Annotated in this window: 13 protein-coding genes; 2 read left to right on the top strand and 11 right to left on the bottom strand. The window is 30.5% G+C overall.

Annotated elements, in window-relative coordinates:
* Positions 1-9 precede the first annotated feature (9 nt).
* A complete protein-coding gene (locus Q0049_RS10750) occupies positions 10-600 on the bottom strand; it encodes a hypothetical protein (RefSeq protein ID WP_298119571.1) in 591 nt (196 codons plus the stop codon).
* A 118-nt stretch (positions 601-718) separates the two neighbouring features.
* The gene (locus tag Q0049_RS10745) at positions 719-1441 is read right to left on the bottom strand and encodes a bacteriorhodopsin-like (protein WP_298119569.1); all 723 of its coding nucleotides are present in this window, start codon (positions 1439-1441) and stop codon (positions 719-721) included.
* Positions 1442-1553: 112 nt separating this feature from the next.
* Between Q0049_RS10745 and Q0049_RS10740 the strand changes: the two genes are divergently transcribed.
* Positions 1554-2438: a Brp/Blh family beta-carotene 15,15'-dioxygenase gene (locus Q0049_RS10740; RefSeq protein WP_298119567.1), complete on the top strand. Its 885-nt coding sequence runs from the start codon at positions 1554-1556 to the stop codon at positions 2436-2438.
* Positions 2439-2488: 50 nt separating this feature from the next.
* On the opposite strand, the gene dnaK is transcribed toward Q0049_RS10740, so the two are convergent.
* Positions 2489-4375 carry a molecular chaperone DnaK gene (dnaK, locus tag Q0049_RS10735; RefSeq protein WP_298119566.1) on the bottom strand — a complete coding sequence of 629 codons (1887 nt, stop codon included), beginning with the start codon at positions 4373-4375 and terminating at the stop codon, positions 2489-2491.
* Positions 4376-4515: 140 nt separating this feature from the next.
* A complete protein-coding gene (locus Q0049_RS10730; RefSeq protein WP_298119564.1) occupies positions 4516-5424 on the bottom strand; it encodes an EamA family transporter in 909 nt (302 codons plus the stop codon).
* Positions 5425-5613: 189 nt separating this feature from the next.
* Here Q0049_RS10730 and Q0049_RS10725 point away from each other — a divergent pair, with 189 nt between their 5' ends.
* On the top strand, positions 5614-7038 hold the full coding sequence (locus tag Q0049_RS10725; protein ID WP_298119562.1) for an L-serine ammonia-lyase: 1425 nt from the start codon (positions 5614-5616) through the stop codon (positions 7036-7038).
* A 90-nt stretch (positions 7039-7128) separates the two neighbouring features.
* Here Q0049_RS10725 and Q0049_RS10720 read toward each other — a convergent pair whose 3' ends face one another.
* The 7 genes from Q0049_RS10720 to Q0049_RS10690 all read right to left on the bottom strand — a co-directional run bounded on the left by Q0049_RS10720 (position 7129) and on the right by Q0049_RS10690 (position 15156).
* A complete protein-coding gene (locus Q0049_RS10720) occupies positions 7129-7566 on the bottom strand; it encodes a hypothetical protein (RefSeq protein WP_298119560.1) in 438 nt (145 codons plus the stop codon).
* A gap of 129 nt (positions 7567-7695) precedes the next feature.
* Entirely contained in the window at positions 7696-8754 is a 1059-nt protein-coding gene (locus Q0049_RS10715) for a DUF389 domain-containing protein (protein WP_298119558.1), read from the bottom strand.
* 33 nt (positions 8755-8787) lie between these two features.
* The gene (locus Q0049_RS10710; protein WP_298119556.1) at positions 8788-9849 is read right to left on the bottom strand and encodes a porin; all 1062 of its coding nucleotides are present in this window, start codon (positions 9847-9849) and stop codon (positions 8788-8790) included.
* A gap of 70 nt (positions 9850-9919) precedes the next feature.
* Positions 9920-11299, bottom strand: a complete 1380-nt coding sequence (locus Q0049_RS10705; protein WP_298119555.1) for an outer membrane beta-barrel protein — start codon at positions 11297-11299, stop codon at positions 9920-9922.
* Between the two features lie 7 nt (positions 11300-11306).
* Positions 11307-13250, bottom strand: coding sequence for a KUP/HAK/KT family potassium transporter (locus tag Q0049_RS10700; RefSeq protein ID WP_298119553.1), 1944 nt, complete (start codon positions 13248-13250; stop codon positions 11307-11309).
* Positions 13251-13367: 117 nt separating this feature from the next.
* On the bottom strand, positions 13368-14054 hold the full coding sequence (locus tag Q0049_RS10695) for a response regulator transcription factor (RefSeq protein WP_298119551.1): 687 nt from the start codon (positions 14052-14054) through the stop codon (positions 13368-13370).
* Positions 14047-15156: an ATP-binding protein gene (locus Q0049_RS10690; RefSeq protein ID WP_298119549.1), complete on the bottom strand. Its 1110-nt coding sequence runs from the start codon at positions 15154-15156 to the stop codon at positions 14047-14049. Before Q0049_RS10690 ends, Q0049_RS10695 begins: the two co-directional genes overlap by 8 nt.
* Positions 15157-15194 lie beyond the last annotated feature (38 nt).

Genomic DNA, 15194 nt, shown 5'->3' with positions numbered 1-15194 from the left:
GCTTTTTATTTATTTCTTCTTTTTCTTGGCATCAACAAACTCCATTTTAGCAGTATCATAAACCCATTTATTTTCTTGTGTTTTATTCTTTTGAGTAATCGTTCCGTCTGGATTTAAAAAGAATTCAAAACCTTCTCTTCTCATGCGTTCTTGCGTTTCTGAAGCATTTTTAAGTTTATCAAGAAATACTTTTTCAACAATATGATTCGTCAATTGAGTGTTATAGAAAACTTGTTTTTTAGAAGTAATCTCATAAACATTCGAATATACCGTTGTAATATCCTCTGTTTTTAAATCGGTTTTATTTAATGTTTTTTCGGTCCAAGACAAAAGATATAATTTTGTTCCACTTGCTGTAAATGAAGTTAGTTTTACATCAGTTGGAGTGAATTTAGCATCAACAGGTTTTACAACAATGGCATCTTTACCATCAATTGTTATTTGAAAACTTCCTGCTTTAACTTCAGCAACTAAATTATCAACTTTAGCCAAAACACCTTTAGCTGTTGTTGTAGCTTTTTTTACAGTTGCTTTTTTCTTTTGAGAATAACTTGAAATGCTACAAAGAGCAATTAAGGTAAATAATACAAACTTTTTCATGGTATTTTTATGGTTTAATAGTCAAGCAATATACAAAAATAATTATATAGAAAATGTTAAATAAAAAAACCGCCTTGCTATGGGAACAAGACGGCTTCAACCAATAAAAACTTATAAATTATTCTTTTGTTGATTTTACAGCTAGATTATAAATAACCAAACCAAAACCAATTTTGTTAATAGCATCAGCAATGTTGTAAGCAACATCTACATTACCTTTACCTAACAAACCTGTGTACCAACCGTCAGTTCCTAGCATATATCCTAATGGATAAATTGCCCAACCAACAAGTACAAACCAACATAAGATTTTGTGAGAAGCAAGAACTTCTCCGCCAGCTGCTGCGGCCAATTTTGACGCTTCACCTAACCAAATTTCATAAACAATAGCGAAGTAAGCAATACCAGAAACTAATCCCCATAACCAAGCATTAGTTGGATCTACAGCTTCACCAAAGTAACCTGTTACTAACATTACTAAAGAATAGATAATCATTTTCCATAATAATGATTGTTTTGCACCAGCAATTTTAAGAATTAAATAAAACTCTAAACACATCAATGGAACGGTTAAAACCCAATCCACATAACGGAAAAAAGTTGGTGATTCTCCAAAACTCGCCCAATAATCTCTCATGTAGAAATAGTGAACTGCGGCAATAAAGGTAATTAAACCGGAAACTAAAACGGAAACACGCCACTTTTTATCAAACTGACTTAATGATAAAAAGAAAAATGCTGATGCAGCCATCATAGCCATGCATCCAATAAAAAATGTAAATCCTACATAGTCAGTAGGCAACATTTTAGAAACCAATGAAATTGATAATAAATTTGACATAGTATATAAATTTAAGTTATTTGTTTAATCAAAATTAAAAAACAATAAACAAAATAAATAAAAGTGTTTAACTATTTTTTTATATCTTTAAACAGTTTTAAAAAAATATATTATGTCACAATCCAACAAAATTGCCATCTTAATTAGTTTCTTTGCCTTGTGGATAAATATGTATTTTTCTTTCAAGTATCAACAAGTTATTGGATTTGTAGTAATATTCTTATTCGGAATCTTACACGGAGCCAATGACTTAGCTCTTTATCAAAAGATAAATGAGGAAAAAAACACAAGATCATTAAAAAATATAGTCCTATATTATATAGCTGTGGTTTTTTTAGGCGCACTACTTTTTTATATATTTCCAATAATGGCTTTGATCTTATTTATACTTTTCAGTGGGTATCATTTTGGCGAACAACATTGGAATAAATTAAAATCTAAAGGAAGCAATACAATCTTAACGATTTTTCAAACCATATATGGGTTGTTTATACTTTTTTTATTGTTCCAATTTCATGAAATCGAAGTCAAAAAAATAATTCTTGAAATATCGAACACATCCATTGCCTCGATAAACTTCAAACTAATAACTATTGTAATAGGTTTACTTTTGATAATCTCGGGAATTCTCCTTAATTCAAAAATGACAAAATTCAAATCAGAAATAATTATTAATATTTTTTACCTATTTGTATTCGCTATTATATTTAAAACAGCAGATTTGATTTGGGCATTTGCAATCTATTTTGTGGTTTGGCATAGCTTTCCATCTATTAAAGAACAAATTCATTTTTTATATGGAGCATTTACATTTGAAAACTTTAAAAATTATTTTAAGTCTGCTTTTATCTATTGGATAATCTCGCTTTTTGGAATTGCTTTTTTATATTTTGCATTTAAGGACAAAGAAATTTTTAATGCGCTGTTCTTCTCTTTTCTAGCGGCAATAACATTTCCACACACCATTGTGATAATCAAAATGCAAAATAAAACATAAAAAAAACCGAGTTATTGCTAACTCGGTTTTCAAATTTATAATAAAAATTATTATTTCACTTCTTCAAAATCAACATCTTGAGTTTGATCTCCACTTGCATCAGCTTGTGGTTGAGCTTCTTGTGCTTGACCTTGTTCTCCTTGAGCATACATTGCTTCTGTAGCAACTTTCCAAGCAGCATTTACATTATCAAGACCTTTTTGAATTGCTTCTAAATCTTGATTTTGGTGCGCCATTCTCAATTCAGTTAAAGCAGATTCGATACCTACTTTATGATCATCAGATAATTTATCTCCTAATTCTTTCAATTGACTTTCAGTTTGGAAAATCATACTGTCAGCTTCGTTTAATTTATCTGCTTTCTCTTTTGCTATTCTGTCGCTTTCAGCATTCATTTCAGCATCTTTTTTCATTCTTTCGATTTCTTCTGCAGTTAAACCAGATGAAGCTTCGATACGAATATCATGAGATTTTCCTGTTCCTTTATCGGTTGCAGAAACTTTGATGATACCATTTGCATCAATATCAAAAGTTACTTCAATTTGCGGAACACCTCTTGGCGCTGGTGGAATTCCATCTAAGTGGAAACGACCGATTGTTTTATTATCTGCAGCCATAGTTCTTTCACCTTGAATAACGTGAATTTCAACACTTGGTTGATTGTCAGCAGCAGTAGAGAAAACTTGTGATTTTTTTGTTGGAATTGTAGTGTTAGACTCAATTAATTTAGTCATAACATTACCCATAGTTTCAATTCCTAATGATAAAGGCGTAACGTCAAGTAACAATACATCTTTTACATCACCAGTTAAAACTCCTCCTTGAATTGCAGCTCCAATTGCCACAACTTCATCAGGATTAACTCCTTTTGATGGTTTTTTACCAAAGAATTTTTCAACTTGCTCTTGAATAACTGGAATTCTTGTAGAACCTCCAACTAAGATTACTTCGTCGATATCAGAAACAGATAAACCTGCATCTTTCAAAGCTTTAGCAACTGGATCCATAGAACGTTTTACCAAAGTTTCTGCTAATTGCTCAAATTTAGCACGAGTTAATGTTTTAACTAAGTGTTTTGGACCTGTAGCCGTTGCAGTAACATAAGGCAAGTTAATTTCTGTTTGAGTTGAAGATGACAATTCAATTTTAGCTTTTTCAGCAGCTTCTTTCAAACGTTGTAAAGCCATTGGATCTTTTCTCAAATCAATTCCTTCTTCAGAATTAAATTCGTTTGCCATCCAATCGATGATTACTTGGTCAAAATCGTCTCCTCCTAAGTGTGTATCTCCATTTGTAGATAATACTTCAAAAACTCCGTCACCTAATTCAAGAACAGAAATATCAAATGTACCTCCACCTAAATCGTAAACTGCGATTTTTTGGTCAATTCCTTTTTTGTCTAATCCATAAGCTAATGCCGCAGCAGTTGGCTCATTGATGATACGCATCACTTTTAAACCTGCAATTTCACCTGCTTCTTTAGTAGCTTGACGTTGTGCATCATTAAAGTATGCTGGAACTGTAATAACCGCTTCAGTAACAGTTTGACCTAAATAGTCTTCAGCCGTTTTTTTCATTTTTTGAAGTGTCATTGCTGACAATTCTTGTGGTGTATAAAGTCTTCCGTCAATATCAACACGTGGTGTGTCGTTATCTCCTTTAACCACTTTATAAGCTACAGTCGATGCTTCTTTAGCACTTTCTGAATATTTATTACCCATAAAACGTTTAATAGACGCTATGGTCTTAGTAGGATTTGTTACTGCCTGTCTTTTTGCAGGGTCACCTACTTTAATTTCGCCACCTTCTACAAATGCAATTACAGATGGTGTAGTTCTCTTTCCTTCTGCATTAGCAATTACAACTGGTTCTCCACCTTCCATAACTGACACGCAAGAATTGGTTGTACCTAAATCGATACCAATAATTTTTCCCATTTTCTTAATTTTCTATTTAATGTTTTTATTTAGTTTTTCAACTTGTTTGTGATATGACAAGGATTGTGCCAAGTGGTATTTTTAAAAAAAATGTCAGTTTTAAAAGTTTAATTTATTTTAAAATGTGACAACATGTCATTTTATGACAACTTTTTTCTGCGCTTATCATTCAAATTTGTCAATGAAGTAATATTAAATACTACTATTGATATTGCGATTAAAGTATATGAAATTACTTGAGAAACGGAAACATTTTCCTTAAAATAAAAAATAGCTAAAAAAAAGTGAATCAACGGATTGGTATACATTAATATTCCCACAGTTGAAGAATTCAAACCTTTCAAAGCATACAAATTTAAAAATAAAGGAACTATTGTAAAAACAATTACAATTACTAGTAGTAATGCATAAAAAATAAAATCTGTTGGAACTAATCCTCCATAACTTGGATAAAATGGAAGTAATACCAATGAAGCTATCAACATCTGAATTGTAAGAATTAAAAACTTATCAAAATCATTATTTCTTCTTTGAGAAATCAAATAAAATCCAAATGAAAGTGCTATTACAATACTGTAAATTAAATCTTTAAAATTACCATATGACAATATCACACAACTCACAACACATAATGCTACAGCAATCCATTGCCAAAAATCAATTCGCTCTTTCAAAATAATAAAAGCTAATACTGTTGTCAAAATGGGACATATAATATAAGCAAAAGAAGCCGATTGCAAACTAACATGATTGATAGCGTAAATAAATAAAAACCAATTTAATATCAATAAAAAACCTCCTGTAACAGTAATAAGAAGTGTCCTTTTCCTTTTTCGCAATGTAAAACTCATGAAAGTTCTTTTTCCTTCAACAAGAGTATGTCTTCTAAAGAAAAATGTAATTACTAATAAAAAAAATGTACCAATAAAAACTCTAAAAAACAAAATATCAAGCGAAGGATAAGTAGCTAAAGGTTTTAATGCCAAACTAAAAAATCCCCAAACAATAAAAGCAGATAAAGCAGAGACAAAATACTTGTTGAATGGCATCCTATTTTTTTTATGCAAAAGAAATAAAAATGTAGTTACAAAATTCCTAATTATTTGTTATTAAATTAGATTTCTTCAATTCAAAACACGTTTAACATATAAAGTATCAAAAACAACTGTTCAAATTATATGATTTTTATCAAATTATCATTTTAAACCTTATATTTGCTTTACTTATAATTACATTTTATGGAAGAATGCATCTCGGTTTTTGATATGTTAAAAATTGGTGTTGGACCATCGAGTTCACATACACTTGGACCTTGGCGTGCTGCCGAACGATTTTTAGCTGAATTAAATCAAGAAAATTTATTAGATAAAACAACTCGTGTAAAAGTGGATTTGTTTGGTTCACTATCTTTAACTGGTATTGGACATGCAACTGACTTGGCTGTAATGCTTGGTTTGAGTGGCCAAGATCCTGAATACATTCCAGTTGAAAATATTGATAAAATCATAACTTCTATTAAAAATACACATCAAATTAACTTAGGAAATCAGCTTTTGATTCCTTTTGATTTTGAAAAAGACATAGTTTTCAATAAAAACTTTTTGCCATTTCATGCTAACGGAATGACATTTACAGCATTCACATCAGGTAAAGAATACACTTCTACCTTCTACTCTATTGGTGGCGGATTTGTGGTAAAAGAAGAACGTGTGAATGCTAAAAAGAAACACCAAATAAAATGTGCTTTTCCTTATCCAATACAAAATGCACAAGAATTATTAGAATATTGCACCACTCAAAATAGAAAAATATCAGAAGTTGTTTACGACAACGAAAAATCCATGCGCTCAGAAGAAGAAATTGATAAAGAATTAATGCGCATTTGGAATACTATGTTAGAATGCATGTACATTGGTTGTCATTCAGAAGGTATACTTCCTGGCGGATTGAATGTTCGCAGAAGAGCTTTTGATATGCATCAAGGTTTGATTGGTTTATCAAATTACAATAATCCACAAGAATGGTTAGAAACTATTAGAAAAACCGAAGTTAAATTCCGTCAAATTTTGAAATGGGTTTCGTGCTTTGCATTGGCAGTCAATGAAGTAAACGCAGCTTTGGGAAGAGTTGTAACCGCTCCAACAAATGGAAGTGCTGGCGTAATTCCTGCAGTTTTAATGTATTATCTGGTTATTGAAAATCACGAAGCTGGAGAAAAAGAAATCAAACAATTTTTGATGGTTGCTGGTGAAATTGGTAGTATTTTCAAAAAAGGTTCAACTATTTCGGCAGCAATGGGCGGTTGTCAAGCAGAAATTGGAGTTTCCAGTGCTATGGCTGCAGCAGCGTTGTGCGAAGTTATGGGTGGAACACCAGACCAAGTTCAAATGGCGGCCGAAATTGCAATGGAACATCATCTAGGTTTGACTTGTGATCCAATTGGTGGTTTGGTTCAAATTCCATGTATAGAAAGAAATACAATGGGTGCAATTAAAGCTATAAACGCAGCAGAATTAGCAATGGAAACAGACGCTAAAAACGCAAAAGTTCCTTTAGATAAAGTCATCAATACTATGTGGCAAACAGCTAAAGATATGAACTCTAAATATAAAGAAACTTCCGAAGGTGGCTTAGCCGTTGCCGTGAATGTTGCTGATTGTTAGACATAAAAAAGGAGATGATTTTTTAAAATATCATCTCCCATTCTAGTTTAATTTGTAAACAAAAATTTTTAAAGTTCACTAAAATACATCTTATTTGGTGTACACTTCAATGTTACCACTAGCATCTTTTAACTTTAATTCACTCAAAGTAAGATTAGCAATATCTTGAGTTGTAGTTACACCATCAACAACTTTTGTCAAATTGTTATGTGATCTAGAGTAAATTCCAATATCTGTAAACAAAGCACATGGATCAATTGTTGAATCATAATTTCCTTCTTCAACAGTATTATCTGATTTTAAATTCATAAAATCTTTATCACAACCTGATTGGTTTTGTGGTGCATCAATCAGAGTTTCAACACCAGAAACAGTAGTTCCAACTTTACTAATACTCCATTTTCCTGTTAAAGGTGCTAATGTTTCTCCATCATTGTCATCATCACTACATGAAACTGTTAAGAAACCAAAAATAGCAACCGACATAAACAACACAACACTTCCACTTTTTACATTAACTTTTCTCATAACATTTTTATATTTATTTGTTAATGACAAAGTTAGTTGCACGATGGACAAAGAATATTACATATTAAAATTTATTAATTGCATAAATACAACTTAAGTATTTTTCTAATAATCTTGAGTTAAATGAGCCTACTTATTTTTTATTTTATTAATCTCATTTCTCAACAGTTCGATTTCGGCGTTTAATTTATCGAACTCTGCTCTATTAGATCTTCCTGCTTCAATGGTTTGATAAATTTTAATTTTTGAATCTTTCAAGTCAGTTTTTTGAAGTTGCTTTTCAATAATTTTTTGAAGCGAATCATCATATTTTTCAACAGTTACATCTACTTCGATTAATTTATTTTTAAAATCAATTTTTGACTGTACAACATGATGCTTTGTATCAATTTCATTGGTTACAAATTGATTTGCTTTGGAAATAAATATATTCGTAATAGCAAAATTATAAGCTAAATACATTGCAGGAATTATTGCAAGAAAAATTAAAACTCCAAACCAAATATTTACATTCTTTACATTTTCTTTTGAATGAGGACTGAATTTTAAATACTTGACAATAATATAACTTCCAACACATATAAAAAGTGCGTTGATAAAGTAAGTATAAAGTCCGCCTACAAAGTATTCCCATTGCAAGGTTGCCAAACCAAAACTTGCCGTACACAATGGTGGAATACATGAAGTAGCAACCGCAACTCCAATTAAAACCTGCGTTCCGTTATGACGTGAAATAGCTATAAATCCTGCCATTCCACCAAGAAAAGCTAATAAAACATCAAAAATAGTTGGATGAGAAAATGACAATAATTCATCGGTTGCAATGGCATAAGGCGTAATTAAATAGTAAATTGTTGCAACGATTAAACTAATTAATACAATACGTAATGCGTTTTGAATACTTACTTTCAATAAATCCAAATCAGAAACTCCGAGAGAAAATCCTATTCCAAAAATTGGTCCCATTAAAGGTGAAATAATCATCGCACCAATAACGGCAGCTTTAGAATTAATATTCAAACCAATACAAGAAATGAATATTGCAAAGGCTAAAAGCCAGAGATTTTTTCCTTTAAAAACAACACCTTCTCTTACTTCTTTGTCAGTTTCTAATTCATCTTCTTGACTTCCTTTTAGGTCAAAAAGTGAACGAAAATAGCGTTTAATAATTTGAATTCTTGTTATCATGTGTTTCAGTAGAATGAAACGCTAAATTTAGCATTAAAACTCAAAACTCAAACTAGTTGTCAAAAAGAAATTTGAATTAACAAAATCAGAATCTTTTGGAAAAACATCATTTTTACTATCAAAGTAACGTGCTTCTGTTCTTAATTTTACTTTTGAATTAGGCAAATAATCAAAGTTTAATGAAAATCCAAGTGTTTTAAATTCATCATTTGAAGCAATAATTACATTTTTAGTATCTTGATAATATTCCGTTCTAAAAGCTGTTTGCCATTTTGGATTTATAGAATATTGTGCAATAAAAACTGGACTCAACCATGATGCAGATGAATTATTAGTTGAACTTAAATCTTGCAAACCATAATCAAAACCGGCAATAGTTCGCCATTTATCATTCCATTTTTTATCAAAACACAAATTACTAAAATAACGCATAGTGAAATCAATTCCATTGAACTCTTTTCCTACGAAAGTACTCCAATTTAAAGTAGAATTTGTTGATGATTTATAAACAACTTGAGTTCCAAATGATGGTGCAACATCTTTCTGAGGTTTATTGATTCGTTGCCAACCATTTGTCAATAATGCTGCAAAATTCCATTTGTCGGATGGTTTGTAATTGTATTTTACGCCTGTCATAAAATAAGGCGAATTTTCAGCTAAAATTGAGCGCGTTAAAGTCAAATTGGAAGCTGTTGTAGCCGATTCAAATCCGATATAACTTGGCAAAATACCAACTTCAATAGCATGTATTTTTGATTGATCCAAATACAATCCCACATAAGCTTCGTTTAAATATTTTATCTTTTCATTAGCATAATTATCATCAACATAAGTTCCTGATTGTAAAGACACTACTGCATACGCATTTTCATATTCAACCTTTGCACGAAGCAACCCAATATTGATATTGAACTCGTTATGACGATTGTAATTGTACATAAAAGGCAATTTTGCATCAGTTATTGACTGATTGAAATCATAAGAATAATAGGTTTCAATAAAACCTGAAAACGTTGTTTTGAGTTCACTCTTCTCTTGAGAAAAAAGACTAATTGTACTAAAAATAAAGACTAAAAGTGTATATTGTATTTTCATAAGTTAAAAAAAAGCAAATCTAATTATTTTTTAGAATAATCAAATTTGCTTTTTAAAATATGAAAAAAAACTACAATCTAAAATTAACTGCTAAAGTTAATCGATGTTCATTTTTTTGCAATTGTGCCATCCAAGGTGAACTTCCTATTGGTCCATTGACATAGCCACTTGGCGAAGTTGTTCCTGAGGATGAAGTAAAATAAGGAATATTAGAATTTCTATAACCATATTCTAATCTAAAAGTTACAAAATCACTAGGCATAATATCAAATGTTGTTGTAAATTGTAATAACTTCAGTTTTTCATCATTGGCAATTGCCGTTTCAAAGCCATTAGGAATAGTTCCTGAAACTGCTGGTGAAAATGCTAAATATGGAGAAGTATTCACACCATTTACAACTGATTGATTTGTTAAATAATCTCCACGTAAAGTCAAAGCTAATTTATTTTGTTTGAACCAAATTCTATTAGCAATAGATGTTCCATACATAAAATTTTCTGATGCTTTTACCACATCATTAGCATCGTTATTACTTTGAAAACCATAGTGAGAATTGATGCTTAATGCTGCTTGAGAAATTCCTTTTGAAGTTAGTTTCTTATAATATCTAGCTACAATACTATTGTCATGATGAAAACGGATACGATTTGATTGATTACCAAACTCATCTGGATTTTGGGTATCTTTTCCATAATAAAAATTAGCAACAAGCTGTAAATTTTCACTTGGTCGATAATAATTAGAATTTCCAACTCCTATTCCATCGCTTGAACTATTATAAGACTGCCAACCGTTTAAAAGCCATAATTCCGTTTTGAATTTCTTAGTTGGATAAAATTGCACGCGTGCTCCTGAAAAATAAAAAGGTGTAAAATCGCAAACCATACTTCTTTGGTAGCTCCAGTTTTCTTGAGTAATATAACTTTCTAATCCAATGTAACTCATGAAAATCCCCATCTCCACATTTAAGCCATGGGCAACATCAAAATGATAACCAGCAGAAGCCTCACGAATATATTTTAAATTATTAATACTTGTATTTCTACCGTGGTTTACCGATCCATCAACATCCTGAATAATCGATGCCATTTGACCATATTGCAACCATAAACGTCCAATGATATTCTTATAATTTGTTTCAACACCTATACTTGCTAAATTTAATGTAAACTCATTATGACGACCAATCGTTGACGATATAGTTTGCGTATTATCTGTAGGATTTGCAAAATTATAATTGTAATAGGTGTCTAAATAAGTTACTCCTGTTAAGATTGTTTGTCCTTCAGAATCTTTAAATGTTAATGGAAATTTTTTTTGACGATTTTGTCCATTAATCCAAGTTAAATCCATTCCATCAAATGGAATTTTTGTTGAAATTGTATCGGTTTGCGCCAATGTCAATGACATATTTAATAGTGCAAATCCAAAAATTATTTTTTTAATCATGATTGTTTTACTTATTTGTTTTACGATTTAATTCTAAATTAGAAACAGGCGAATACACCATTGGATATTCTTCAATTGATACATCGCTTTTGTCCAACCCAAAAGCTTTTTCATCGGATAATGATAATTTTTTCAACCAAAAATAAGATGTCAACATCCAACCTTCTTTGAAGGCAAACTCATTTTCTACAGAAATAAATTTTTCAATTATTACAAATTTAAAATCAGGTTCGTTGTTATATTTTGTTGAGCCATCGGGACGAATGTGCAAATTCAACTCTTTTCTTTCAACCAATTCTTGAACTATTTTTTTGAAATACAATTCTACTTTTGGCTGAATTCTGAAACCAACATTAAGCACTACTTTAATTACTTTATCATCTAACAATTCTTCCACTTCATAATTTAAAGTAAATGGTTCGTTGGTTCTATTGATATGTAAAAACCAATAAACGTCAGCTCTTTTTGGTTTTTTTGCAAAAATAGATTTGATAATTTTTTCTTCAATTTCATAGGTTTTATCAGCTTTAGATAAATAAATTAAATGCGTAGCATATTTTGGAATACTATCGTCCTCACTTAATTCGTTTAACAAAATAGTTTGCTCTTTTAGATTGGTGAATTTTAAAAATCTATTGTTAATTTTTCTAGAGTAATACCAAACATACATCACCATAAAAATGAATAATTCAAAAAACAGAAACATCCATCTTTCTTTTATCTTAACCACATTAGCAATAAAAAATGACACTTCAATTATTGAAAAAATCACAAGAACAATTGCAACCCAAGTCATTTTTACTTTTTTGATAAAAATTAAATAATAGGATAATAAAATTGTAGTCATTAACATTGCGACTGTTATAGAAAATCCATAAGCAGCTTCCATATTGGATGAATTTTTGAAATATAAAATCATCAATACACAACCTATCCAAAGAATGGTGTTTACTGATGGAATATAAATTTGTCCTTTCAAATTAGTTGGATTTTTCAAGGCAACTCTTGGCCAAAAGTTTAAAGAAATCGCTTCATTAATTAAGGTAAATGAACCACTTATCAATGCTTGAGAAGCTATTATAGTTGCCAAAGTTGCAATAATAATTCCTATAAGTAAAAACCATTGTGGCATGATAGCATAAAACGGATTTTGACCATTTAAAAATTCATTTCCTTGACTCATCAACCATGCACCTTGACCTAAATAATTAAATACCAATGCAATTTTTACAAATATCCAAGTGATACGAATATTTGTTTTGCCACAATGTCCTAAATCAGAGTATAAAGCTTCAGCTCCAGTTGTACAAAGAAAAACGGCTCCAAGTAACCAAAAACCTTTTGGATATTGAGTAAGTAATTCGTAACCATAAATAGGGTTTAATGCTTTCAATATTTCTACATGTTGTACAATTTGAGAAACACCTAAAACTAACAACATCGTAAACCAAACTACCATTATTGGTCCAAAAACGCTACCAACTTTTTGTGTTCCAAAGCGTTGAAATAGAAAAATTCCCGATAAAATTGCAATTACAATAGGAATCGTAGGCAAATTGGGTACAATAGCTTCCAAGCCTTCAACGGCTGATGCTACAGAAATTGGCGGTGTAATAATTCCGTCAGCTAATAAACAGGTTGCACCCAAAATTGTTGGAATTACCAATTTTCCTTTACCAAATCTTTTTACCAACGCATAAAGCGAAAAAACACCGCCTTCACCATGATTATCCGCTGAAAGTGTGAGCAAAATATATTTGAAAGTAGTTTGAAAAGTTAATGTCCAAAAGACACACGAAATTCCTCCATAAACTAACAATTCGTTTATTGGTCGATCACCAATTATAGCTTTCATTACATACAATGGCGAGGTTCCAATATCACCATAAATTATTCCTAAAGCCACTAATAATGTAGCTGCTGTTACTTTTTGTTTTACTGATATATTCATTGTTTTTTGTTTAAAAGTTTATGAGTTTAATTTTTTTTAAAATAGGCATAAGAAGTCTCTACTGCGATGTTTACACATGCAATTCATATTTTTTAATTTTAAATTTTTAGATTATAATTAACTGGTATTGAATCGATAACCAACACCAGACTCAGTAACAATATACTTTGGTCGGTTTGGATCTTCTTCTATTTTTTTTCGTAATTGCGCCACAAAAACGCGTAAATATTGAGTTTGCTCAGAATAACTTTGACCCCAAATTTCTTTAAGAATATATTGATGAGTTAAAACTCTACCATCATTTTTGAATAACAAAATTAGAAGTGCATATTCCGTTGCAGTAAGTTTTAAAATTTCATTATTAACTTTTACAATTCTTGAAGTCAAATCGATTGAAATGTTTCCGAATGAAGTAATTGGCTCAACATTTTGAATAGAATTTTTACGCAAAGCAGTTCGCATTCTGGCTAATAACTCTTGTGTTCTAAATGGTTTTGTCAAGTAATCATTTGCGCCATTATCTAAAGCTTTTACAATTTCTTCTTCAGCACTTTTTACCGATAAAATAATGATTGGATTTTGAAACCATTCTCTTAACTTGACCAAAATCATTTGTCCATCATCATCTGGCAAACCTAAATCTAACAGAATCAAATCGGGTTGATGACTTGCTGCCATCGTGATTCCTTCTTTTCCATTAACAGCAAAACTCACTTTATAATCGTTAGCTTCTAATGAAATTTCTAATAATTTTCTTATTTGAACTTCATCATCAATTACCAATATAGAAAATCCGTTATTCATTTTTTAAGGAATTAATTGATAAACATTCTGCATTAAAAATCAATTCAAAAGTTGCTCCTCCATTTTCATTGTTTTTTAAATTTATAGTTCCGTTTTGAGCTTCTACAAATCCTTTCACAATAGACAAACCCAATCCTGTTCCGCCTGTTTTAGAATTTTTGAATCGGTAAAATTTATCAAAAGCTCTATTAATTTCATCTGATGGAAAACCATATCCATCATCTGAAATAGTGATGATACATTTTTTTATCAAATCAATATGAGTATCAAAATCTACATCTACATCATATTTTGCAGTAATTTCAATTTTTGCACCTTTTGGTGTATGTTGTGAACCATTATAAACTAAATTATAAATTATTTGTTCCATCAAACCATAATCAAGTTTGAAAAGCGGTAAATTTTCGTCAATTAAATAGTTGATTTTATGATCTTTGGTTTCTTCAGAAAGTCGATTACACACATTGTAAATAATTTCTTTTATATCGCACCAGTCTAATTTTGGTTGCATGTAACCAGACTCTAAACGCGACATATTCAACAGATTCTCAACTTGATAATTTAATTTCATCGAAGCTATTTCTATTTCATTATGCAATTTTTGTTGCGTTTCAGTAGATAAATTTACATTTTTTTGTTGCAAGGTATCAATAGAACCAAGAATCGCAGCAATTGGAGTTCTCAATTCGTGTGAAAGTGAATCTAGTAAAGTATTATATAATTTTAAAGTATTAGCACGTGTTTCTTTGATATGAATTGCCTTTTGCATAATTCTGAACTTATTGGTCAAAACCGCATTGATTAAAGCAATTATGAAAAACATGATTAGTAAAAAAGCATCTTCAGCACTATCGATATGCAAAGTGTAGTAGGGATTTATAAATAAATAATCCAAAGCCAAAGCACTCAAAATAGCCGCTAATAAAACCGGCTTTATTTCAAGAAAAATAGCAAGAATGGAAACTACAACTAAAAGAAGGTAACCCACAATTCTATAATCTATTTTATCTCTTATCAATAAGCACAACAAAGAAACAATTCCAACAGATAAAAAACTGATTAGATAAGGATTAATCGAACTCTTTTTAAATAACTTGTCCATTGTTATTAATTTTTGACAAAGTTACGGCGATAGTTATA

Source organism: Flavobacterium sp. (genome assembly GCF_027484205.1).
In the GTDB taxonomy this organism is placed as follows: Bacteria; Bacteroidota; Bacteroidia; order Flavobacteriales; family Flavobacteriaceae; genus Flavobacterium.
This window is presented reverse-complemented; position numbering and strand designations above follow the sequence as displayed.

Excerpts from the sequence above, each read along its gene's own strand:
- Q0049_RS10750 (WP_298119571.1), bottom strand. The coding sequence starts at position 600 with ATGAAAAAGTTTGTATTATTTACCTTAATTGCTCTTTGTAGCATTTCA.
- Q0049_RS10745 (WP_298119569.1), bottom strand. The coding sequence starts at position 1,441 with ATGTCAAATTTATTATCAATTTCATTGGTTTCTAAAATGTTGCCTACT.
- Q0049_RS10740 (WP_298119567.1), top strand. The coding sequence starts at position 1,554 with ATGTCACAATCCAACAAAATTGCCATCTTAATTAGTTTCTTTGCCTTG.
- dnaK (WP_298119566.1), bottom strand. The coding sequence starts at position 4,375 with ATGGGAAAAATTATTGGTATCGATTTAGGTACAACCAATTCTTGCGTG.
- Q0049_RS10730 (WP_298119564.1), bottom strand. The coding sequence starts at position 5,424 with ATGCCATTCAACAAGTATTTTGTCTCTGCTTTATCTGCTTTTATTGTT.
- Q0049_RS10725 (WP_298119562.1), top strand. The coding sequence starts at position 5,614 with ATGGAAGAATGCATCTCGGTTTTTGATATGTTAAAAATTGGTGTTGGA.
- Q0049_RS10720 (WP_298119560.1), bottom strand. The coding sequence starts at position 7,566 with ATGAGAAAAGTTAATGTAAAAAGTGGAAGTGTTGTGTTGTTTATGTCG.
- Q0049_RS10715 (WP_298119558.1), bottom strand. The coding sequence starts at position 8,754 with ATGATAACAAGAATTCAAATTATTAAACGCTATTTTCGTTCACTTTTT.
- Q0049_RS10710 (WP_298119556.1), bottom strand. The coding sequence starts at position 9,849 with ATGAAAATACAATATACACTTTTAGTCTTTATTTTTAGTACAATTAGT.
- Q0049_RS10705 (WP_298119555.1), bottom strand. The coding sequence starts at position 11,299 with ATGATTAAAAAAATAATTTTTGGATTTGCACTATTAAATATGTCATTG.
- Q0049_RS10700 (WP_298119553.1), bottom strand. The coding sequence starts at position 13,250 with ATGAATATATCAGTAAAACAAAAAGTAACAGCAGCTACATTATTAGTG.
- Q0049_RS10695 (WP_298119551.1), bottom strand. The coding sequence starts at position 14,054 with ATGAATAACGGATTTTCTATATTGGTAATTGATGATGAAGTTCAAATA.
- Q0049_RS10690 (WP_298119549.1), bottom strand. The coding sequence starts at position 15,156 with ATGGACAAGTTATTTAAAAAGAGTTCGATTAATCCTTATCTAATCAGT.